The sequence below is a fragment of the Paraburkholderia acidicola genome, from assembly GCF_002362315.1.
Lineage (GTDB): Bacteria > Pseudomonadota > Gammaproteobacteria > Burkholderiales > Burkholderiaceae > Paraburkholderia > Paraburkholderia acidicola.
Window position 1 is genome coordinate 63,851 of the sequence record NZ_MTZV01000004.1, and the last position, 21,738, is coordinate 85,588.

Annotated in this window: 18 protein-coding genes; 1 reads left to right on the forward strand and 17 read right to left on the reverse strand. The window is 63.5% G+C overall.

The genetic code is table 11. The annotated features are described in order from the left end of the window. Positions 1-34: 34 nt before the first annotated feature. The 9 genes from BWP39_RS10520 to BWP39_RS10565 form a co-directional block, all read right to left on the reverse strand. Positions 35-679, reverse strand: a complete 645-nt coding sequence (locus BWP39_RS10520) for a DUF924 family protein (RefSeq protein WP_096719853.1) — start codon at positions 677-679, stop codon at positions 35-37. Continuing rightward, positions 676-1,407, reverse strand: coding sequence for an alanyl-tRNA editing protein (locus BWP39_RS10525; protein ID WP_096719855.1), 732 nt, complete (start codon positions 1,405-1,407; stop codon positions 676-678). Before BWP39_RS10525 ends, BWP39_RS10520 begins: the two co-directional genes overlap by 4 nt. 196 nt (positions 1,408-1,603) lie before the next feature. Next, positions 1,604-3,274, reverse strand: a complete 1,671-nt coding sequence (locus BWP39_RS10530; protein WP_096719857.1) for an FAD-dependent oxidoreductase — start codon at positions 3,272-3,274, stop codon at positions 1,604-1,606. A gap of 58 nt (positions 3,275-3,332) precedes the next feature. Continuing rightward, entirely contained in the window at positions 3,333-3,767 is a 435-nt protein-coding gene (locus BWP39_RS10535) for a group II truncated hemoglobin (protein WP_096719859.1), read from the reverse strand. Positions 3,768-3,803: 36 nt separating this feature from the next. Then, entirely contained in the window at positions 3,804-6,293 is a 2,490-nt protein-coding gene (locus tag BWP39_RS10540; RefSeq protein WP_096722406.1) for an ABC transporter permease, read from the reverse strand. Positions 6,294-6,373: 80 nt separating this feature from the next. Beyond that, entirely contained in the window at positions 6,374-6,991 is a 618-nt protein-coding gene (locus BWP39_RS10545; protein WP_096719861.1) for a DUF4126 domain-containing protein, read from the reverse strand. Positions 6,992-7,454: 463 nt separating this feature from the next. Further along, a complete protein-coding gene (locus BWP39_RS10555) occupies positions 7,455-8,657 on the reverse strand; it encodes a glycosyltransferase family 4 protein (RefSeq protein WP_096719865.1) in 1,203 nt (400 codons plus the stop codon). A 359-nt stretch (positions 8,658-9,016) separates the two neighbouring features. Beyond that, the gene (locus tag BWP39_RS10560) at positions 9,017-9,961 is read right to left on the reverse strand and encodes an AEC family transporter (protein ID WP_096719867.1); all 945 of its coding nucleotides are present in this window, start codon (positions 9,959-9,961) and stop codon (positions 9,017-9,019) included. Between the two features lie 64 nt (positions 9,962-10,025). Further along, on the reverse strand, positions 10,026-11,744 hold the full coding sequence (locus BWP39_RS10565) for an NAD-dependent malic enzyme (protein ID WP_096719869.1): 1,719 nt from the start codon (positions 11,742-11,744) through the stop codon (positions 10,026-10,028). A gap of 316 nt (positions 11,745-12,060) precedes the next feature. Here BWP39_RS10565 and BWP39_RS10570 point away from each other — a divergent pair, with 316 nt between their 5' ends. Continuing rightward, complete coding sequence (locus BWP39_RS10570) at positions 12,061-12,486, forward strand: PRC-barrel domain-containing protein (protein WP_096722408.1); 426 nt, start codon at positions 12,061-12,063, stop codon at positions 12,484-12,486. Positions 12,487-12,630: 144 nt separating this feature from the next. Here BWP39_RS10570 and sugE read toward each other — a convergent pair whose 3' ends face one another. From sugE to BWP39_RS32290, 8 genes are all read right to left on the reverse strand, one after another. Further along, positions 12,631-12,951, reverse strand: coding sequence for a quaternary ammonium compound efflux SMR transporter SugE (gene sugE / locus BWP39_RS10575; RefSeq protein WP_096719871.1), 321 nt, complete (start codon positions 12,949-12,951; stop codon positions 12,631-12,633). Between the two features lie 124 nt (positions 12,952-13,075). Further along, positions 13,076-13,774 carry a two-component system response regulator KdpE gene (gene kdpE, locus BWP39_RS10580; protein ID WP_091018417.1) on the reverse strand — a complete coding sequence of 233 codons (699 nt, stop codon included), beginning with the start codon at positions 13,772-13,774 and terminating at the stop codon, positions 13,076-13,078. Beyond that, positions 13,767-16,667, reverse strand: coding sequence for a DUF4118 domain-containing protein (locus BWP39_RS10585; protein WP_096719873.1), 2,901 nt, complete (start codon positions 16,665-16,667; stop codon positions 13,767-13,769). Before BWP39_RS10585 ends, kdpE begins: the two co-directional genes overlap by 8 nt. A gap of 218 nt (positions 16,668-16,885) precedes the next feature. Continuing rightward, a complete protein-coding gene (gene kdpC, locus BWP39_RS10590; protein ID WP_407944789.1) occupies positions 16,886-17,461 on the reverse strand; it encodes a potassium-transporting ATPase subunit KdpC in 576 nt (191 codons plus the stop codon). A gap of 54 nt (positions 17,462-17,515) precedes the next feature. Then, a complete protein-coding gene (gene kdpB / locus BWP39_RS10595) occupies positions 17,516-19,600 on the reverse strand; it encodes a potassium-transporting ATPase subunit KdpB (RefSeq protein ID WP_096719875.1) in 2,085 nt (694 codons plus the stop codon). A 19-nt stretch (positions 19,601-19,619) separates the two neighbouring features. Beyond that, positions 19,620-21,425: a potassium-transporting ATPase subunit KdpA gene (gene kdpA / locus BWP39_RS10600; RefSeq protein WP_096719877.1), complete on the reverse strand. Its 1,806-nt coding sequence runs from the start codon at positions 21,423-21,425 to the stop codon at positions 19,620-19,622. Further along, positions 21,422-21,514, reverse strand: coding sequence for a K(+)-transporting ATPase subunit F (gene kdpF, locus BWP39_RS10605; RefSeq protein ID WP_011487462.1), 93 nt, complete (start codon positions 21,512-21,514; stop codon positions 21,422-21,424). Before kdpF ends, kdpA begins: the two co-directional genes overlap by 4 nt. Then, positions 21,511-21,624: a potassium ABC transporter ATPase gene (locus BWP39_RS32290; protein ID WP_096722412.1), complete on the reverse strand. Its 114-nt coding sequence runs from the start codon at positions 21,622-21,624 to the stop codon at positions 21,511-21,513. Before BWP39_RS32290 ends, kdpF begins: the two co-directional genes overlap by 4 nt. Positions 21,625-21,738 lie beyond the last annotated feature (114 nt).

The following is a 21,738-nucleotide window of genomic DNA, read 5'->3' on the forward strand; positions in this document are numbered from 1 at the left end:
GCACACACCACGAAGCACGCAAACGGCTAACCGGTTAGAACGAAGAACCCGGCTCCCGCAAGAACGCAATTTCCGCTTCGGTAGAAGAACGTCCGAGCGACACATTGCGATGCGGAAAGCGTCCGAACCGCTCGATCACATCCGCATGGCGCACCGCGAACCGGTAGTACTCGGCACGTGCACCGTCGGGCTGCGCGTCGAGTTCTTTGAAAAGCCGCAGCGACTCGCGCTGGCTCGCCATCGATTCATCATGTTCGAACGGCAGATAAGCGAACGCCCGGTGATGTACGGTCGGCAGTTGCCGGTCGTCGCCGCGCGCCACCATCGCGGTTGCGACTTGCAACGCCTTCGTATCCCCAGCGAATGCAAGCGCCGTGCCGCGATGGCAATTGCGCGAGAACTGGTCAAGCACGATGACGAGCGCAAGCGCACCGGAGGGTGTGCGCGTCCAGTCATCGAGCACGCCTTCACGGGCCGCATCGATCAACACGCCGAAGCGTTCGCGCAGCATCGTATCGAAGGCTGCATCGCGCGCGAACCATTGCTTGCGCGGCTCGCCGAAACCGGCGGCATCGGGTGCACCGAACCAGCATTCGAGCACGTCGCGCGCACGCGGATCGAGCGCAGCGTCGATGCGCTCGGCGTGCGCCGGCCGCAAAGCATCGCTATCGCTGCTCATGCGAACTCCAGCACGAGACGACGCGTGCGCGCGCTCTTCTTCTCCAGCTTCGCGACCCGCAACGCGCCGATCTCCTGCGTGTTGCGCACATGCGTGCCGCCGCACGGCTGCAGATCGATACCTTCGATACGCAGAAGCCGCACACGCCCGAGGCCCATCGGCGGCTTCACGCTCATCGTGCGCACGAGTTCGGGACGCTGCTGCATTTCTTCATCGGTGATCCATTCGGTCGCGACGCTGTGCGCGCCGCCCACCAGTTCCGCGAGCCGCGCTTCGACGAGCTCGCGTTCGATCGGCTCGACGGTGGCGAAATCGAGCCGCGCATAGTCGATCGTGATGCTGCAACCGTCGACCGGATACGGCAGTACCGCGCACATCAGATGGCTCGCGGTATGCAGACGCATGTGCCGGTAGCGGCGCGCCCAGTCGAGCGTCGCGGTCACGCGATCGCCGACGGCCAGGCGCGCAAGCAATCCATCCTGATCCGGAGCGGGCACATGTACTGCGTCGTCCGGGGTCGCGCCTTCGAACTTCGCCTTACGCGTATCGGCGATCGCGATGGGCGTACCGTCGGCAAGCGTCAGGGTGCCGGCATCGCCGGCCTGGCCGCCGCCGAGCGGATAGAACACCGTCTGATCGAGATGGATGCCCTGCTCGTCGATCGCGGTAATCGCGGCGTCGCAGTGCGTGAGATAGGCGTCTTCGCGAAAGAGTGCGCGTGTGGTCATCGGTGGGGTCTCCGTGTTTTTGATGCAGACGGTTATTATGCCGACCCGGCGCTGCAGCGAGGAAGGCAACCGCAGCCGCCCACGTCAGGACTGTACCGGGCGATTTGCCGGGCCAATCGATCAGGGCGCAGGAGAACGCAGACATCGCGCGCGCCACGCAGCCGCTCCTGTCGCCCGCGATGCTCGACCCACGTTGTCAGGGCCGGGCAAGATATTGATGCACCGCCTGAATCGCTGCCGCCCCTTCCCCCACCGCGGCCGCCACTCGCTTGACCGAACCGCTACGCACATCGCCCACCGAAAACACGCCGGGCCGGCTGGTCTCGAGATCGTGCGGTGGCCGGTCTGCGGTCCAGTGTTCGCCGGTATCGGCACCGGTCAGCACAAACCCGTCCTTGTCCACGGCGACACAATCGCCGAGCCAGCGAGTGTTGGGTTCGGCGCCCAGGAACAGGAACACGTGCCGCACAGGCTTATCTTCGATCTGCCCCTGCCGGTCCCACCGGATCCCCTCGAGTCTCGACTCGCCGCACAACTCGACGATCCGCGTTCTCGTATGCAGCGTGATGTTGGCCGCCGCATCGATCCGCCGGATCAGATACGTCGACATGCTCGCGCTGAGCCCTTCGCCACGCACCACCACATGCACATGACGCGCGAATCTCGCGAGGAATACCGCAGCCTGTCCCGCCGAATTCCCGCCACCCACGATGATCAACTCTTCGTTCTTGCAGAACCCACCTTCCATGAAGGTCGCGCTGTAGTAGACGCCGCGACCCTCAAAATGCTCGAGACGGGGAAGGTCCGGCTTCCTGTAGCGCGCACCGGTGGCAATCACGATCGCGCGGGCGTGAACGCTCTCGTTGTGATTGAGACCGACGTGAAACGATTGGGTATCGGTACAGTCGATCGTCAGTGCCTCGATCGGCACACCCACCTCGGCACCGAACTTGCGGCATTGCGACAGGCCGCGGCCGGCCAGCGCCTGCCCGGAAATGCCCGTAGGAAAACCAAAGTAGTTCTCGATCTTCGAACTCATGCCAGCCTGGCCGCCCGGGGCCTTGGCATCGAGCACTGCGACCTTCAATCCTTCCGACGCGGCGTACACCGCAGCAGCAAGTCCTGCCGGTCCCGCCCCCACCACCACGAGGTCGAAGTGCTCGCCGTCGAGCCGGTCCGGACTCAGGCCGATCGCATCCGCAACAGCGCGATGGCTCGGTTGCTTCAGCACCACGCCTTGCAGTGTGATCACGACCGGAATGTCGGCTTCCGTGGCGTCATAGCGCGTCAGCAGTTCCTGGGCCTCGCTGTGATCGACGATATCGAAGTAAGCCGCAGGTTGACCATTGCGGCTCAGAAAATGACGTAGTCGTAACGTGGTGATCGAAGACGTACTGCCAATCACCATCAGGCCCACTTGCTGGCCCTGGATGAAAGCGACCCGGCGCAGGATATAGGCGCGCATGATCGTCTCGCTCAACTCCGCCTCCGCAATGACGAGCGCGTGCAGCGATTCCTCATCGATCACGATGACCTCGCAATCGCTGATGGCGCGCACCGTCGCCACCGCTGCCCGGCCAGCGAGCGTGCCAACCTCGCCGGTGAAACTGCCGGGACCATGTATGCCAAGCAGTCGGGGGCCGTCAATGGACCCCCTGCTCCCTTCGATAGTGCCGGACAGAATGGCGAACATGCTCGTGTGCCGGTCGCCTTCGGAATAAAGGACATCGCCGGCCTTCAGCTTGCGCCGCTCGCCGTAGCGCTCCACTATCGTCAGTTGCGCTTCGTCGAGCGTGGGATGGATCTGATGATGGCGGCTACCGCCTGACAACAGATCACTGGGTTTGCCTAAAGAGTCTTTGTTCATGGTGGATTTCATCGAATCAACACAAGGCCCTGTCGTGGACCTGCTGCATCCACCGGGCCTAAATCTTCTGTACTGGTGAAGGCTGGTTGCGCATCCAGTCTGCCGTATCGAAGAACGAATGTAGAAGCCGTTCGCGTAACACGGCGTCGAGGCCCACGTCTTCCATTGCCCACGCCATGCAGTGCAGCCACTGGTCGCGCTCGCTCTCGCCGATCGCAAACGGCAGGTGACGCGCGCGCAATCGCGGATGGCCAAAGCGGCTGATGTAGTGGTCCGGGCCGCCCAGCCAGCCGCACAGAAACCAGAAAAACTTGTCGCGTGAGCCATCCAGTGTGGGCGGATGCAGCGAGCGAATGCCCGCGAATTCTGGCTCGATATCCATCAGGTCGTAGAAGCGGTCGATCAGTTCGCGCACGCGCGCCTCGCCGCCTACGAGTTCGAACGCGGTCTTCTCGGCGGCCGCTGTTTCAGTTGTTTCGATGGGTTCAGTCATACAGTTTTCTACTCGGCAACACGGAGGAACAAAAAATCACGCGTCGCGCAGCGACTGCAGCGCGGGACGCGACAGCACATGCCGCAGGCTCAGCCATCCGCCAAGCGCCGCGCACACGACACCTGCCGCCACACCGGCCGGCAGCAGCCACGGATCGAACGACAGATAGAACTCGAAAACGCGCGTGGCCAGCACCCAGCCGATCACCTGCGCACCGATGGCCGCCATCAATCCCGATAGCGCGCCCACCGCGACGAACTCCGCGACCTGGACCGCCCGCACCTGGCGATGCGATGCGCCGAGCGCGCGCAGCAGCGCGGATTCTCGCATGCGTTCGTCGCGTGTACCGGCAAGCGCCGCGTACAGAACGAGCACACCTGCTGCAAGCGTGAACGCAAACAGGAACTGCACGGCGCCGATCACCTGTTCGAGGACGTTCTGCACCTGGGCCAGGATCGGCCCCATATCGATCGCGGTGAGCCCCGGCCAGGTCGCAATCAGGTTGTCGATCACACTCTGCTGGCTGGGCGCCAGATGGAAACTCGTGATGAACGTCGCCGGAAAATCGCGCAGCGCGGCAGGCGGCATCAGCACGAAGAAGTTCACCTTGAACGAACCCCAGTCGAGCTTACGCACACTCGTCACCGGCGCATCGACGGTCAGACCCGTCACGTCGAAACGCAGCACGTCGCCGGGCTTCACGTTGATCAGCTTCGCGAGGCCCTGCTCGATCGAGATTTGCGGCTTGTCGCTGTTGCCGTACCACTCGCCCGCCTCGATGCGATTGTCGCCCGGCAGTGTCGTCGTGTACGACAGGTTGAACTCGCGATCGACCAGCCGGCGCGCATCTTCGCTCTTGTACGAATCCGGGTTCACCGCTTTACCGTTGATCGCGACGAGCCGGCCGCGCACCATCGGCGACAGCGTTGCGTCGGGCCAGCCGTGTGTCGTCAGATACTGCGTGATGGCCGCGCGCTGATCGGGCTGGATGTCGATGATGAATTCGTTCGGTGCATCGGGCGGTGTCGACTTGCGCCAGCCGTTGACCAGATCGTTGCGTGTCATCGCGATCAGCAGCAGACACATCAGGCCGATGCTCAACGCCGTGATCTGCAGCGCGCTCGCACCGCTGCGCCGTTCGAGCGAGGCAAGCGCATAACGCCAGCCGATTCCCGCATTCAGGCGCTCGCTCCGCACGAGTCGTGCCGATGCCCACAACGCCACACGCGCCACGCACATGAACACCAGCAGCCCGCCTGCAAAACCGCCCGCGACAATACCGCCGAGCTTCAACTCGCCCGCCGCGACGATCAGCAGCGCCGCGAACAGCACGACGCCGAGCGCATACGCGGCCCATGCGGTGCGTTCCGCTTCGCCCCACTCGCGCCGCAACACGCGCACCGGCGGCACGCGTGTGAGCGGCAACAACGGCGGCAACGCGAAGCCGAGCAGCAGCACGAGGCCCGCCGCAATTCCTTCGAGCGCGGGCAATACGCCAGGCTGCGGCAGCATGACATCGATCAGGCTGCCGAGCCACCACAACAGCACAAGATGCCCTGCGTAGCCGAGCGCAACACCGACCGCGCCACCGAGCAGGCCGAGCGCCACGAATTCGATCGTGAAGAGCGCGCGCAGCGTGCGCTGGCTCACACCGAGACAACGCATCGCCGCGCAGCCATCGAGATGCCGACGCATGTAGCGATGCGCGGCCATCGCGATCGCGACCGCCGCGAGCAGCGCGGTCAGCAGCGAGACGAGCGTGAGGAAGTGACTCGCGCGATCGAGCGTTTGCCGGACCTGCGGCTGGCCGTCCTGCAGCGATCCGAGCGCGACGCCGCGCAGCTTGCCGCCATCGGTCTGTTGATGCGCCCATTGCGAGAACGTCGTGACTGCCGGTTCGGCGCCGGCCACCAGCAGCCGGTAGGTGACACGGCTGCCGTAGGTGATGAGACCGGTCGACGGCAGATCGTCGAAACGCAGCATCAGGCGCGGCGAGAAATTGACGAAGGCGAAACCGCGATCGAGTTCGCGCGTGATCACCGCGCCGATCGTGAAGCTGCGACTGCCGACCCGCACCGCGTCGCCGACATGCAGCTTCAGCGACTCGAGCAGCGCGGGATCGACCCAGACGACACCGGGCGGTGGAATCGATGTGGCGGGATGATCGGCAGCGGTCGGTGAAGAGGCAATGCGCAGTTCGCCGCGCAGTGGATAGCCGGACGAGACGGCTTTCAGCGCTGCGAGACGCGACAGCGGTTGCGCGCCGGCCGTACCGACCATGCTCGGAAAGATTGCGGTGGTAGCGGTCTCGAGATCGAGCGCCTTCGCCTGCTGGAAGAATTTCGGTTCGACCGGATGATCGGCGCGCACGATGAAGTCGGCCGCGAGCATCTTCCGTGCATCGCGCTCCAGCCCCTTCTGCAGCCGGTCACCCAGAAAACCCACGCTGGCGAGCGCGGCGACGGCCAGCACGAGCGCGAGCAGCAGCATCGTGAGTTCGCCCGCGCGCCAGTCGCGCGCGGTCATCCGCCACGCCTGACGCAGCAGATCGGGCCATGCAAGGCGATGCGCCGCGGTGCGCGGCAAGGAGGTCTGCGCAGCGTCGCTCAATCGTGCCTGCCTCTGAGCGAGCCGAAGCGCGTCACCATATGCGTCGCCATCCCGCGATAACTGCCCTGCACACCGCGCCACAGACGCGGCAGCGCCCAGCCGGCCAGCGCGAGGAAGCCGATCAGCAGCACGAGGAACAGCAGCGGGACGAACAGCGCGAGCAGCAGGCCGCCGAACACCAGGCCGTCTTCGGCGGTCGATGTCACGATGTTCGACACCGGTTCCGGTGACAGGTTGATCAGGGCCCGCGTGCCCGCCTTCGCGAGATGGGCCGTGCCGGCGAGCGTACCGCCGGCCAGCGCCGCGACCGTCAGCAGTGCCGGATCGGCATGACCGAACGCGCCGACCGCGAGCACGGCGCCAGCGGGAATGCGGATAAACGTGTGCACGGCGTCCCAGAGGGAATCGAAAGCGGGGATCTTGTCGGCGAGAAATTCGGTGACGGTGAGGACGGCTGCGACACCGATGACCCACGGCGACGACAGCACGGACAGCGTATCGGGCAGATGGATGAAGCCGAGGCGTTCGAGCACGCCGGCAAGCAGGACCGTCAGATAGAGGCGCAGACCGCTGCCCCACGACAACCCTGCTGCAAGAGAAAGAGGTTCAAGCATGGCCGCCTCCTGGCGCGCGCTGCATGCCGGGTGCTTCGGTAGGTTCGCTGGATCTGCGCTGCTCGTGCATGGAATCGCATCGAATAGCGTGGAACCGCGTGGAATCCGCCGCGCCGAAGCCGCCGATCCCGCGCAAAGCCCGTCTGCTATAGCGGACCGCGAGCGCGGGGAAGTTCAGGTTGTTCAGGTAAATATGGCTTTCATTATAGCCACGTTAATTCGCGGCCCACTGGAGAACGGCTGGCGGGCAGTGTGAGCAGCGGACTCATAATCCGCTTGCAGCCTGGCGCGCTGGCTTCGGCCACTACCCTTCCCGTCAATGGCGACAGGCCTTCCGGCGATTTAACCTTGTCGCACCACAGCGCACAGGCAGGGGGTTTCGACCCAGTCGAGCCATCGCACTAACGGGAAAACGATAGGCAAACCCATGCGAAGTGGGCCTGATCCGCGACGCGCGACATCCTCATCGCGCGGTATTCGCAATCTCTTGCGCCATCTTGCGCAGAAAACCATCGAGCGAAAAATCGCACTGCGCATCGGCATGGCCCTGTTCGGCGAGACGCTGCGCGAGGTCCGGCGATGCACGCAAGGTACTCACCGCATCGGCGAGTTCCTTCTCGTCACCAGGCTGCACCAGCCAGCCATTGCGCTGGTGCTGGATGATTTCGGTAACGCCGCCGGCCGCAGTCGCGATGACCGGCTTCGCAGCCGCCATCCCCTCGACAATCACGCGCCCAAACGGCTCCGGTTCTGTCGATGTATGCAGGATGACGTCCATCGCTTTCATCCACGCCGGTATCTCGTCGCGAAAGCCGACGAAGTGTACGCGTTCGGTGACGCCGATGCGCTTCGCGAGATCGCGCAGTTCCTGCGCGTAGGCGTGCTCGCCATACAGCGCATCGCCGACGAGTACCAGATGCACGTCGGGCAAATGGGCCAGTGCGGCAATGGCAACGTGCTGCCCCTTCCACGGTGCGATCCGGCCGAACAGTCCCGCGAGCCAGGTGTGTTCGGGCAAACCGAGGCGCCGCCGCAATACGGCAATGTCGCTGGCGTCGAGCGAGCCGAAACTATCGAAGATGCTCGTGTCGATGCCGTTATGCACGACGGTCAGTCTGTCGGCCGCCCCGCCGGTGAGTGCCGCAAGCGCCTGTGCGGACGCGCGCGAATTCGCGACTACACGATCGACCACATGGCAAACGATCCATCTGACGATGACGCGCTGGGCGAAACCGAAGTGTTGCGACGACATGATGTCGTGCAGATACCAGATGACGGGCCGACGATGAAGCGGCTTACCCAGTGCGCCGAGCACGAGTGCCTTTTGTGTGTTTAGAAACAGAACATCGAAACGTTTTGCCTCTGCGGCGATGGCCCGCACCTGGCTCACGATACCCGGTAGTGCGCGCAACCAGCCGAATCGTATCGATTGCCGGTGGATGCTCGACACGCGTTCGTTGCCGATCACCTGCACGTGCACGCCGAGCGCTTCGAGTCGCGCGCGAAAGGGTCCCTCCGACAGCAACACGACCTTGCCACGAGACGCGTACCGGCCAGCCAGCGACAGCAGCGCAAACTCTGCCCCACCGAGCTGGCCGCTCTGATCGACAAACAATACCGTGAGCGTCTGGGCGCTGGAATCCGCGGCACGCCGGGGTTGGTTCATAACGGTTCCGGTGCGAACAGGTAAGCCGTTTCTCGCGAACACGATGCATCACCGAGCGCTCTCATCGCGGATCATGCGTTCGCTTTACTCCGACAATGCTGACTGATTCACCCGCTCCATCAGGGCAAGCGTCAGCGGCCGGGTAGAAGCGTAATCACAGGAGCCGATATTGTTTGTCGCGATTTGTAGCGATCCGTCGAACGCGCACGCACAGTCTGCTCGACCGATGGCCCCGATGTCCAGACCGTTATTCCACCAGCATGATGTGAGGCGCGCCGAACGTGGCGGGGAGGCTTGCCTGGCGCTGTCGCGCCAGGCGTTTGCAGTGTCGCAGCAGGACGCTGTCGATCAGAAGAAGATCAGAAAAAGTAAGCAATCAGCAAGCCTTCTGTCAGCACACCGAGCAGAGTACTGACCAGAATCGTGGCGGTTGCATCGGTGGTGTAGGTGTTGCTCTTCAGCGCGAACATTGCAGCGGCCGTTGCAGTCGGCACAGCGCCCGTGATGACCGCCTGGTGTGCAGGCGCACCGACCACACCGAACAGCACCGCACCGAGCGCCATCAGTGCCGGCTGCAGCACATTCTTGATCCCGAGGTTGGTCAGCACATTGGCATTGATGACGAAGCGCTCGCCGTACAACATCAGTCCAAGTGCAAATAGCGACGTCCCACCGGCGGCCTTCGCGATCAGATCGACGGATGTGAGCACCGGTCCAGGCAAGGTGACGTGCGCGAAGCTCAGCACCATGCCGAGGATAGGCAGCCAGACAATCGGATTGATCACCGCTCGCACAATGCTCTGCCCGAACACATGCAGCGCCTCCTGCCAGCCGTTTCCTTCAGTGCCCTTGCCGTGCAGATTCGTCAGCACAATAGTGAGCGGCAGCATGAAGATGCTGGTGATCAGATTGCCGACCAGCACGGCGAGAAACCCCTCAGGCCCAAATACTGCCGCCAGAATGGGCGCGCCGAAGTAAGCCATATCGGGAAACGCGCAGACCAGCGCCTGCATCGTGGCCGTACGCAGATCGTGCTTGAACACATAGCGGCCCACGAGCAACGCAATCACATAGGTGCCCATCAACCCCAGCGTCAGGCAGGCGGCAAAGCCCACGTTCTGCAGTTTGTCCGGCGAGGTCTTGACTGCCCCTTCGAACAGCGCAAAAGGCAGTGCGAAACGAATGACCAGTGTGGCAAGCACGCCCGCATCGGCGTGCTTCAGCAGGCCGAGCCGGCACGATAGCCAGCCGAGCCCGATGACGAACGCGATCGGCAACAACCCATTGAGAATGGTGTTGAGCACAGCAATACCCCCTTTTTATGGCTGCTCTGGCTATCCTGGCGGGTTCGGATTGGTTCGGGCTGGGTCAGGCGACGCTGCTTCTGGTCCGGCTGAACGGGACGTAGTGCGGGGCCCAGATCTTCGCGCGGATCAAACCTTCTATCTGATCGGTATCGATGCCCTTGGTCAGTCCTTCCTTATGCGCCTGAAGGGCCACCGCAAGCGCCACCGTCACCGACACCTCGCGCAGCGAAGTGACAGGCGGCAGCAGATTGCTGCGCGGATCGTTGCGCGCGGGCGAAGCCCCGGCCAGCGCTTTGGCTGCGACCATGAACATGGCGTCGGTGACGCGTTCGGCCTTCACGGCAATGGCCCCGAGCCCGACGCCAGGGAAGATATAGGAGTTGTTGGTCTGGTCGACCTTGAATCTCGCGCCATTGCGGGTCAGCGGCGGGAACGGGCTACCCGTGCCGATGACAGCCCTGCCCTCGCTCCATGCTTCGAGGTCTTCGGGGGTTGCCTCGGCGCGCGAGGTCGGATTCGAGAGCGGGAAAATGACCGGCCGCTTGTTGAACTCGGCCATCGCGCGCACCACCGGTTCGGAAAACGCGCCCGGTTGCCCCGACACGCCGATCAGCACCGTTGGCTTCGCGTTGCGCACGACATCGAGCAGTGCGATCTTGTCCGGGTGATCGAGCGTCCAGCCGCCAACCGCCGCCTTCTGCTGCACGAACGGTTGCTGGAACGAAGCCAGACCCTCCATGCCCTCGACCAGCAAGCCATCGCGATCGACCATGAAGAAGCGCCGGCCGGCTTCGCTGTCCGACAGACCCGCATCCGTCATCGCCTGACGGATCAGACTCGCAATCCCGCAGCCGGCCGAACCGGCGCCCATCACGGCAATACGTTGCTCGGTGAGCGGCACACCGGTGACGTTGATCGCCGACAGCAGCGTGCCGGTCGCGACGGCCGCGGTGCCCTGGACATCGTCGTTGAATGTGCAGAGGCTGTCGCGGTAGCGCTCGAGCATACGGGTCGCGTTGTTCTTCGCGAAATCTTCCCATTGCAGCAGCACGTGCGGCCACCGCTTGATCACCGCCTGGACAAACGCGTCGATGAAATCGTCGTACTCCTGCCCACGCACGCGTTCGTGGCGCCAGCCGATATAGAGCGGATCGCTCAGGCAATCGGGATTGTCGGTGCCGACGTCGAGCATGATCGGTAGCGTGGTGGCCGGGTGAAGCCCGCCGCAGCCCGTATAGAGCGCGAGCTTGCCGATCGGAATACCCATGCCGCCCGCACCCTGATCGCCGAGGCCGAGAATGCGCTCGCCGTCGGTGACGACGATCGCCTCGACGTTATCGAAACGCGGATGCGCGAGGATCGCTTCGATACGGTTCTTGTGCGGCAAACTCAGGAACAGCCCACGCGGCTTGCGGAACAACTTGCTGAATTGCTGGCAGCCGGCGCCGACTGTCGGTGTGTACACGACCGGCAACAGCTCCTCGAGGTTCTGCACCAGCAGTGCGAAGAACAGCGTTTCATTGCTGTCCTGCAGTTCTCTGAGAAACGCGTAGCGTTCGAGATCGGTGGCGAAACTGCGCAACACCTGCAGGCGCCGCGAAACCTGTTCTTCGAGCGTGCCGATATTCGGCGGCAGGAGGCCGTGCAGATCGAAGAGATCGCGCTCGGCTTCGGTGAATGCCGTGCCTTTGTTGAGCAGGGGATCGGCGAGCAATTCATAACCGGAGAGAGACGTCGTCAGGTCGGATGAAGCCGCTGCGTTGATAGAAGCGTTGGGCATCGTAATCTCCTCGAATGGATCAACGGAAGGATAAGCGATCGCGATAATCGGCGCATTTAAGCTGCACCGCGCGTTCGCATGGCATCCATGACGCAACGATGAACGACAAACGGTGCATTCGTGTGACAGCGCCGTGATGCAGGGTCAGTCCCACTTGACTGCATGCTGATCCGGGAGTCGGTATGATGCAACGAGCCGCGACCGATGGTGACAGCTTCACGGAATGCGCATCGCGCACTACCGACGGTCGGAAGCGGTCCTATGCGGCACAGAAGATGTGCCTGACAGCAGAGATCCCGATACGGAGCGAACAAACATGATTTTGCGCAAGGCAATATTGATTACGGTCGCACTCGCATCCAGCATCGGCGCTCACGCGCAGGTCGCTGGCACGCAACCGCTCAGCGTCACCGTCGAGCAATCGCAGGCCCTCCTGCAGGGCTGGAGCGTCAAGAAGAGCATTCTCGGCAAGGCGGTCTACAACGATCAGAACCAGAAAATCGGTTCGATCCGCGACCTGATCGTGGCACCCGACGGTACGGTCAGTGCGGCTATCGTTGCTGCGGGCGGCTTTCTGGGTGTTGCCACACACGATGTCGCGGTGCCGGTCGGCGCGCTAGATATCCGCGACGGCAATCTGTATCTGGCGGGCGCGACGAAGGAAGCGCTGAAGGCAACGCCTGCGTTCCAGTACACCAAGGTACAGACGCCGCCCAAGCCGAAGAGCGATCAGAAGCATTGAGTGGGATTCAGCCATTCGACCGCAACCCGTCAGCGTGACGGGACGGTCTCGCAGGGCACCGTGATGAAGACGATCGGGCAATCGAAATCGCTTTATCACGGCCACCGTTGCGGCATGCTAAGTGACCTGAGTCAGTGACCCGAGTCAGTGACCTGAAGAAAGTTTCAGACCGATCAGGCCGATGACGATCAACACTGCGCTAGCGACCCGCGCGAGCGTCACCGCCTCGCCCATCATCACGATCCCAAATACGAACGCGCCGACCGCGCCGATCCCGGTCCAGACTGCGTAAGCGGTGCCGAGCGGCAACTGGCGCATGGCCATCGCGAGCAGGATGAAGCTGCCGAGCGCCGTGACGATGGTGAACACCGACGGCCACAGGCGAGTGAAACCTTCAGAGGTTTTGAGTCCGGCGGCCCATGCGACTTCGAGCAGGCCGGCGATGAAAAGAAGAATCCAGGACATGTGACGACTCCATGGTTTAGATGGGGCCGTCCCCGGTTGTTGCGGATACGTAAGGCCGTCCTTACGAACCGTAATTATATCAAAAATGCCTTTATCGGGCTGGCAGGCCGATCACGCTGGCCGCTCACGTTGCACCAACAAGCCGGTAACCCACCCCCGTCTCCGTGACGATATGCTCCGGCTGCGCAGGGTCGCGCTCCAGCTTTTGCCGCAGATGCGCCATGTAGATGCGCAAATAGTGATGGCTCTCGACATGCGACGGCCCCCACACGTCACGCAGCAGTTGCCGGTGCGTGAGCACGCGGCCAGCGTGCCGCACGAGCGTCGCCAGCAGCCGGTATTCGATCGGCGTCAGATGAATGGCGGCACCATCGCGCGACACCTGGCGCAGGGCGAGATCGACGGTGACCGCGCCGAAATGCACCTGAGGTGATTCGTTAGCACCGCCCTGATTGCGCCGGCGCATGTGGGCGCGAATCCGCGCGAGCAGTTCGGAAACGCCGAATGGTTTGGTCAGATAGTCGTCGGCACCGGCATCGAGGGCGGCAACCTTCTCGCTTTCCTGGGTACGCGCCGACAGCACGATGACTGGCAGTTCGCTCCAGCCGCGCAGTTCGCGGATCACGTCGAGACCGTCGGTATCGGGCAAGCCAAGATCGACGATCACGAGATCAGGTTTGCGGGTCGCCGCCTCGATGAGGCCCTGCTTGCCCGTTTCCGCGTCGTACACGGTGATGCCCTCGCCTTCCAGCGACGTGCGCACGAAACGGCGAATCTGCTTTTCGTCTTCGATCAGAACGACGGTGATGCTCGGCTCATTCATCGGTGGGTCCTGCTACGGGTTTCGGGCGAGGCAGCGCACGCGGTTCGTTTGACTCATGCGTTTCATCGATGTCCTCGTCGGGCAGAGGCGTCAGGTAGTCTTCATCGCTCTCGTGAGCCGCATCGGTGTCATCGCCCACATCGGGCACCGGCGGCGGCGTCTCGACCGGCAGCGTGAACCAGAAGCGCGCGCCTTCGACATGCCCATCCGCGGCCACCCGGTTGAGCGCGCCGATTGTACCGCCGTGCGCTTCGACGATCGCGCGGCAGATCGCGAGTCCGAGCCCGATGCCCGGCTTCGCGGACTCCTTCTCGCCGCGTGTGAATTTGTCGAAGATGCGCGTTTCCATGCCCGGTGGCAAGCCTGGGCCTGCGTCGTCGACGGTGACGCGTACGAACGGCGTGCCGTCTGCGCTATCGATGCGCTGTGCGCCGATCGCGAGCGGCGTATCGGGTGGCGCGTACTTGGCGGCGTTTTCGAACAGGTTCGCGAACAGGCGCTCCATCAAGACCGCGTCGAGTTGCAGCAGCGGCAGATCGGCAGGTAAACGCACCTGGGCCGGATGCCGCGCCAGCACGCGCCGGCATGCGCGCAGCGCGGCGCCCACGGTCTCTTCGAGTAGCGACCATTGGCGGTTCAATTGCAGACCACCGGCCTGCAGCCGCGCCATATCGAGCAGGTTGGTGACGATGCCCGCCATGCGCAGCGCTTCTTCGTGAATGGCCTCGACCAGGTCGTCGCCAGGTTGCGGCGTACCGGTACGGGTCTGCGCGAGCATCGACGCGAAGCCGACGATCGTCGTGAGTGGCGTGCGCAGATCGTGCGAAATCGCCGACAGCAGCGAATTGCGCAGGCGCTCTGATTCCATGTTGACGAGCGCGTCGCGGGCAATGTCGACGTAATGCACGCGCTCGAGCGCAAGTGCGATCTGCGCAGCAAACGCATCGAGCATGCGCTGCTGTTCGGGCACATCGAGTTCGTGCGGATCGCGGGTCGCAACCGCAAGCACGCCGCGCGTGCGCATCGGCGCCTTCAGCGGCAGATACAGCGCAATCGCGGCAGGCAGCGTGTCGGTACCGCGTCCGGCCGGCTTCTGCTGATCGTAGACCCACTGGCCAACGTCGCTGTCGAGATCCGCGCCTTCGAGCGTGACCTCGGCGTCGGGGTCTTCGATCTTCTGCCGCACCTGGTCCGCGCTGTCCGGCAGCAGCATCGCCACGCGTGCGCGGAACACTTCGTTGACATGGCGGCTACCAATGCCAACGATCTGTTCGGTCGTGAGCGCCGCGGCCAGTTCGCCCGCCATCGCGTACATCGCACCGGTGCGCGCTTCGCGCCGCTGCGCGACGCTCGCCTCGCGACGCAGGCTCGACGTCAGATGGCTGATGACGAGCGAGGTCAGCAGCATGCCGACGAAGGTCAACAGATACTGCGTGTCCGATACGGACAGCGACATGCGTGGCGGCACGAAGAAGAAATCGAACGCCGCGACACTGACGAACGACAGCACGACGCCCGGTCCGCGCCCGAGCCGCACGGCCGCGAAAATGACGCCGAGCAGATACAGCATCACGAGGTTGGTCAGATCGATGTGATTGATCAACTGGCTCGCGACCAGCGTAATCACCGCGCACAGCGTGAGCGCCCATGCGTACGCACGCGGCGGCGAACGTCGTTCGCGGGCGGCACCCAGCGCTTCGCGCCATGTCTGCACCCCCACGTCGAGCGGACCGCGCGCCGCGCCGTCACTGCTGCGCTCTTCGAATGCGCGGATCAGCGTGAGGTCGAGATCGCCGGCGCGCTCCGCGATGCGCTCGCCGAGCGGCCGCCGCAGCCAGCGCGACACCCCGGTGCGCATCGAGCCACCCGCGACGAGCTTCGACACATTGCGCACCCGCGCATAACTGACCAGCGTGGCGACCGCATCGGCGCCCGCGAGCGTCGCCGTTTCGGCGCCCAGTTCGGCGGCGAGATGCAACGCGCCGAGCGTGCGTTCGCGGCGCGCGGCGGGCAGTTGCTGCAGTCGCGGTGTCTCGACATACACGGCGATCCAGTCCGCCTTCAAGCTCGCCGCGAGACGCGCGGCCGCGCGCACCAGCGTCGGCGCTTCGGGACCAGGACCGACGCACACCAGCAGTCGTTCGCGTGCCTGCCAGATGCGCTGGATCGAACGATCGGCGCGGTACTCGCGCATCTGCGCGTCGACACGGTCGGCGGTACGTCGCAACGCCAGTTCGCGCAGCGCAATCAGGTTGCCCTTGCGAAAGAAATTGCGCACCGCGCGCTCCGCCTGCGCGGGCATATACACCTTGCCGTCGCGCATGCGGCCGAGCAGTTCTTCGGCGGGCAGATCGACCAGCGTGATTTCATCGGCCCGGTCGAATACGCGGTCAGGCACCGTCTCCCACACGCGGATGCCGGTGATCTGTCCGACCACGTCGTTCAGACTCTCCAGATGCTGGACGTTGACCGTTGTGTACACGTCGATGCCCGCATCGAGCAGTTCATAGACGTCCTGCCAGCGCTTCAGATGCCGCGCGCCCTGCACGTTCGAATGCGCGAGTTCGTCGACGAGGATCAGTTGCGGTGCGCGCGCGAGCGCCGCGTCGAGATCGAATTCGCCGAGCTTGCGGCCGCGGTATTCGATATGCGCGAGCGGCAGCACGTCGAGCCCGTCGAGCAGTGCCGCGGTCTCGCTACGACCATGCGTCTCCGCGATGCCGACCAGCACATCGGCGTCGTCTTCCATGCGACGGCGCGCCGCCAGCAGCATGGCGTAGGTCTTGCCCACGCCCGCCGACGCACCGAAAAATATCTTCAGCTTGCCGCGCTGCTGCTTTTCTTCATCGCGCTGCAGTTTGTCGAGCAGTTCGTCGGGATTGGGTCGGTTCATCGAGGGTGGCGAGGGTGTCGATAGAGAGCGGACGCGGCACCGCGGATGCAGGTGCGCAGTCCGTCATGGCGCGATGGTCGCACGGCGGCACGCGATCCGCAAACGCCCGAGGGGGCGCTGGATGCCGGACGCATCGGCAATGGCTGGGGTACGCAGTGGCACAAGAGCAAAAAGCAGCGGCGCCCAGCAGGGCGCCGCCTTGGGGGAGACAACGCGGCTTAGCCGTGCGCTGCGGCATCCAGCGCGAGATTCAGCTCCAGCACGTTCACACGCGGCTCGCCGAGCACGCCGAACTGGCGTCCGGTCGTATAACGATCGACCAGCGCCGTGACATCGTTGGCGCTCATCTTGCGTGCTTTTGCCACGCGGTCGACCTGATACGCAGCGGCAGCCGGGCTGATTTCCGGATCGAGGCCGCTACCCGACGATGTCACGAGGTCGACCGGCACCGGCTTCGACATATCGGTACCGGCGGCCTTCAGCGCATCGATGCGTCCTTTGACCTCGTCCAGCAGCGCCGGATTGGTCGGGCCGATGTTCGAGCCGCCGGAGCTCGTCGAGTCATACGGTTTCGGACTGATGGCCGACAGACGGCCCCAGAAATACTGCGGTGCATCGAACTGCTGGCCGATCAGCTTCGAGCCGACCACCTTGCCGTTCTGTTCGATCATGCTGCCGTTGACCTGGCTGTGGAACACACCCTGGCCGATGGCCGTCATCACGGCCGGGTACGCGAGTCCCGTGATCGCCGACAGCACGACGAAGAGCACGATAAGCGGACGAAAAAGTTTCATGATTGGCAATCCTGTTAGACGTGTCCGGCGGCCCATGCCACCGGACACAGCCTGTTAAACCCAGCCGAGCGCGGCCAGCACCATATCGATCAGCTTGATGCCGATAAACGGCACGATGATCCCGCCAAGGCCATAGATCAGCAGATTGCGGCGCAGCAGAATCGAGGCGCCGAGCGGCCGGTACTTCACACCCTTCAGCGCCAGCGGAATCAGCGCGACGATGATCAGTGCGTTGAAGATCACCGCCGACATGATCGCCGAAGCCGGCGTAGCCAGATGCATCACGTTCAGCTTGTTCAGCACCGGATAGGTGCTCGCAAACGCGGCCGGGATGATGGCGAAGTACTTGGAGACGTCGTTGGCAATCGAGAACGTCGTCAGCGAGCCGCGCGTCATCAGCATCTGCTTGCCGATTTCGACGATCTCGATCAGCTTGGTCGGGTTCGAATCGAGGTCGACCATGTTGCCGGCTTCCTTCGCCGCCTGCGTGCCGGTATTCATCGCCACGGCCACGTCGGCTTGCGCCAGCGCGGGAGCGTCGTTGGTACCGTCACCGGTCATCGCCACCAGCTTGCCTTCGCTCTGATACGAGCGAATCGTCGTCAGCTTGGCTTCCGGGGTCGCTTCCGCGAGGAAGTCGTCCACGCCGGCTTCGGCTGCAATCGCGGCTGCGGTCAAACGGTTGTCGCCCGTCACCATGATGGTCTTGATACCCATCTTGCGCAGTTCGGCGAAACGCTCCTTGATGCCACCCTTGACGATGTCCTTCAGCTCGATCACGCCGAGCACACGTGCGCCGTGCTCGCCCTTCTCGGCGACCACCAGCGGTGTGCTACCGCGGCGTGCCACTTCGCTCACAGCGTTGTTCACTTCTGCCGGATAGCGGCCGCCGTTCGCTTCGACGTAGGTCTTGACCGCATCGGCGGCGCCCTTGCGGATCTCGCGACCCGGCAGATCGACACCACTCATGCGCGTCTGTGCCGTGAAGGCGAGGAACACCGCCTGCAGCGACGCCATGTCGCGAGCGCGGATGTTGAAACGCTGCTTGGCGAGTACGACGATGCTGCGCCCTTCCGGCGTTTCGTCCGACAGCGACGACAGTTGTGCCGCATCGGCGAGCGCTTCTTCAGTCACGCCCGGCGCCGGCACGAAGGTCGAAGCCTGACGGTTACCGAGCGTGATCGTGCCAGTCTTGTCGAGCAGCAGCACATCGACGTCGCCGGCCGCTTCTACGGCGCGGCCCGACGTGGCAATCACGTTGGCCTGCATCATGCGGCTCATACCGGCCACGCCAATCGCGGACAGCAGGCCACCAATCGTCGTCGGAATCAGACATACCAGCAGGGCCACGAGCGCCGTAATGCTCACCACATGGCCGGCCTTGACGGCTTCAACGGAGAACATCGAGAACGGCAGCAGCGTCGCGGTAGCGAGCAGCATCACGATCGTCAGTGCGACCAGCAGAATGGTCAGCGCGATTTCGTTCGGCGTCTTTTGACGCTTCGCGCCTTCGACCATCGCAATCATGCGGTCGAGGAACGCTTCGCCCGGATTCACCGAAACGCGCACGACGATCCAGTCCGACAGCACGCGCGTGCCGCCCGTTACCGACGAGAAGTCGCCGCCCGATTCGCGGATCACCGGTGCGGATTCGCCGGTAATCGCCGATTCGTCCACCGACGCCACGCCTTCGATCACTTCGCCGTCAGCCGGGATCACGTCGCCGGTTTCCACCAGCACGACGTCGCCCTTGCGCAGATCGGACGCCGTCGTGATGCGGATCGGCGCCTTCGGATGCGGCTCGTTGAGCTTCTTGGCCATCACGTCTTTCTTCGCGCTGCGCAGTGACGCGGCCTGGGCCTTCGAACGGCCTTCAGCGAGCGCTTCCGCGAAGTTGGCGAACAGCACCGTGAACCACAGCCACAGCGCGACCGCGAGGATGAACCCCGCAGGCGCTTCGGCCTGACCAGCCAGCGCGGCGATCCAGAGGATCGTCGTCAGGATGCTGCCGACGTAGACGCAGAACATCACCGGATTACGGAACTGCGTGCGCGGCGTGAGTTTCTTGAATGAGTCCACGATCGCCGGACGCACCAGCGCCGGATCGAACATGGACCGTGTTGCAGTATGAACAGTCATTGGATCCCCGATTTTCCCGTTAGTGGCCAGCGATCATCAACAGATGTTCGACGCCAGGGCCGAGAGCGAGTGCAGGCACGTAAGTCAGTGCGCCAACCAGCAGCACCGTGCCAAGCAGCAGTACAACGAACAGCGGGCCATGCGTAGGCAGCGTTCCGGCGGTGACCGCCAGGCGCTTCTTGGCTGCCAGCGAGCCGGCGATAGCCAGTACCGGAACCAGCGAGCCGAAGCGGCCAAACCACATCGCAATCGCGGTCAACCAGTTGTAGAACGGTGTGTTCACAGACAGGCCGGCAAACGCGCTACCGTTGTTGTTCCCTGCCGAGCTGAACGCATAGAGAATTTCCGAGAAGCCGTGCGGACCGGGGTTGGAAATACCCGCCTTGCCCGCATCGCTCAGCACCGCGATCGAGGTACCGACCAGCACCAGCAGCGGCGTCAGCAGCACCACGATCGACACCATCTTCATCTCGTACGCTTCAATCTTCTTGCCGACATATTCAGGCGTGCGGCCAATCATCAGGCCTGCCACGAACACGGCGAGCATCGCGAACACGAGCATCCCGTACATACCGGAGCCCACACCGCCGAAGATCACTTCACCCAGCTGGATCAGCAGCATCGGATAGAGGCCGCCGAGCGGCGTCAGCGAGTCGTGCGTGTTATCGACGGCACCGCACGACGCCGCCGTCGTGGCGATCGTGAAGATGCCCGACTGCGCGATACCGAAGCGCGTTTCCTTACCTTCCGTGTTGCCGCCCGACTGCAGGTCGTTAGCGGACTGGTCGACGTGCAGCGCGGTGAACGCCGGGTTGCCAGCCTGCTCGCTGCTGACTTCACCCAGCACGCAAGCGGCGAATGCAATCGTCATCACGGCCAGTACGGCGACACCCTGCTTGCGGTCCATGATCATCCGGCCGAACACCAGGGCGAGCGCCGCCGGGATGATCAGCATCGAGAAGATCTGCAGGAAGTTGCTGAACGGGGTCGGGTTTTCGTACGGGTGTGCCGAGTTCCCGTTGAAGAAGCCGCCACCATTGGTGCCGAGCATCTTGATCGCTTCCTGTGTCGCAACCGGGCCCATGGCGATGGTCTGCGTCGTCAGCTTCGTGTCGACGGTTACCGCGTTGCCCTTCGCGTCCTTCACCGGGTTACCTTGTGCATCGAGCTTCGGCGCCGCATAGGTCGTGGTTTGCAGCGTCGGCACGTCCTGATAGGCCTTGAAGTTCTGGATCACACCCTGGCTCATCAGCAATGCAGCGACGATGGCGGCCATCGGCAGCAGCACGTACAGCGTGACGCGCGTGATGTCGACCCAGAAGTTGCCGATGGTCTTCGCCGAATGACGTGCGAAGCCGCGGATCATCGCGATGACCACGACGATGCCGGTGGCAGCAGACAGGAAGTTCTGCACCGTCAGGCCGAGCATCTGCGTCAGATAACCGACGGTCTGCTCAGGCGTGTAATCCTGCCAGTTCGTGTTGGTGACGAAGCTGACAGCCGTATTGAAGGCGCTGTCGACCGACATCGGACCAAACTGCTGCGGGTTGCCCGGCAGCCAGCCTTGAATACGCAGCAGGAGATACAGGAACAGTACGCCGAGCACGTTGAATGCGACGGTGGCGATGGCGTAGTGCTTCCAGCTCATTTCGGTCGACGAGTCGACCCCCGCGATGCGGTACAGCAAGCGCTCGAGCGGACCGCCGAAGCGGACCACGCGAGACGTGCCATCCATCACACCGGTCAGATAGCGTGAGACGGGAATGGCGCCCGCGAGCAGCACGACAATGTAAATGCCAATTTGCAGGACATTGTTCGAGTTCATTCAATGTCCTCCGCGCGCAGCAGCGCATAGACGAGGTAGACGAACAGTAGCGCGGTCGCGGCACCGGACAACCACAGAATCCAGTTCATGAGCGCGCTCCCTGACCACGCCGGAACTGCATGAGCTTCTCGCAGCCGGCAATCAATGCAAAGGTAAGCGCTGCAAACAGCACCATTCCCCCGATGTACAGCACATCCATTTTGGTGTTCTCCATATGCGGACTTTGGATGCGTGCAACGATATGCTGATCCGCGTAAAGGTCAGGTCAAAGGTCGGGAGGGGGGTGTAAAAATGGCGTAAACAAAAAAAGCCG

Bases quoted from the DNA above. Each gene is read 5' to 3' on its own strand.
- BWP39_RS10520 (WP_096719853.1), bottom strand. From the start codon at position 679: ATGAGCAGCGATAGCGATGCTTTGCGGCCGGCGCACGCCGAGCGCATC.
- BWP39_RS10525 (WP_096719855.1), bottom strand. From the start codon at position 1,407: ATGACCACACGCGCACTCTTTCGCGAAGACGCCTATCTCACGCACTGC.
- BWP39_RS10530 (WP_096719857.1), bottom strand. From the start codon at position 3,274: ATGAACAAAGACTCTTTAGGCAAACCCAGTGATCTGTTGTCAGGCGGT.
- BWP39_RS10535 (WP_096719859.1), bottom strand. From the start codon at position 3,767: ATGACTGAACCCATCGAAACAACTGAAACAGCGGCCGCCGAGAAGACC.
- BWP39_RS10540 (WP_096722406.1), bottom strand. From the start codon at position 6,293: ATGACCGCGCGCGACTGGCGCGCGGGCGAACTCACGATGCTGCTGCTC.
- BWP39_RS10545 (WP_096719861.1), bottom strand. From the start codon at position 6,991: ATGCTTGAACCTCTTTCTCTTGCAGCAGGGTTGTCGTGGGGCAGCGGT.
- BWP39_RS10555 (WP_096719865.1), bottom strand. From the start codon at position 8,657: ATGAACCAACCCCGGCGTGCCGCGGATTCCAGCGCCCAGACGCTCACG.
- BWP39_RS10565 (WP_096719869.1), bottom strand. From the start codon at position 11,744: ATGCCCAACGCTTCTATCAACGCAGCGGCTTCATCCGACCTGACGACG.
- BWP39_RS10570 (WP_096722408.1), top strand. From the start codon at position 12,061: ATGATTTTGCGCAAGGCAATATTGATTACGGTCGCACTCGCATCCAGC.
- sugE (WP_096719871.1), bottom strand. From the start codon at position 12,951: ATGTCCTGGATTCTTCTTTTCATCGCCGGCCTGCTCGAAGTCGCATGG.
- kdpE (WP_091018417.1), bottom strand. From the start codon at position 13,774: ATGAATGAGCCGAGCATCACCGTCGTTCTGATCGAAGACGAAAAGCAG.
- BWP39_RS10585 (WP_096719873.1), bottom strand. From the start codon at position 16,667: ATGAACCGACCCAATCCCGACGAACTGCTCGACAAACTGCAGCGCGAT.
- kdpC (WP_407944789.1), bottom strand. From the start codon at position 17,461: ATGAAACTTTTTCGTCCGCTTATCGTGCTCTTCGTCGTGCTGTCGGCG.
- kdpB (WP_096719875.1), bottom strand. From the start codon at position 19,600: ATGACTGTTCATACTGCAACACGGTCCATGTTCGATCCGGCGCTGGTG.
- kdpA (WP_096719877.1), bottom strand. From the start codon at position 21,425: ATGAACTCGAACAATGTCCTGCAAATTGGCATTTACATTGTCGTGCTG.
- kdpF (WP_011487462.1), bottom strand. From the start codon at position 21,514: ATGAACTGGATTCTGTGGTTGTCCGGTGCCGCGACCGCGCTACTGTTC.
- BWP39_RS32290 (WP_096722412.1), bottom strand. From the start codon at position 21,624: ATGGATGTGCTGTACATCGGGGGAATGGTGCTGTTTGCAGCGCTTACC.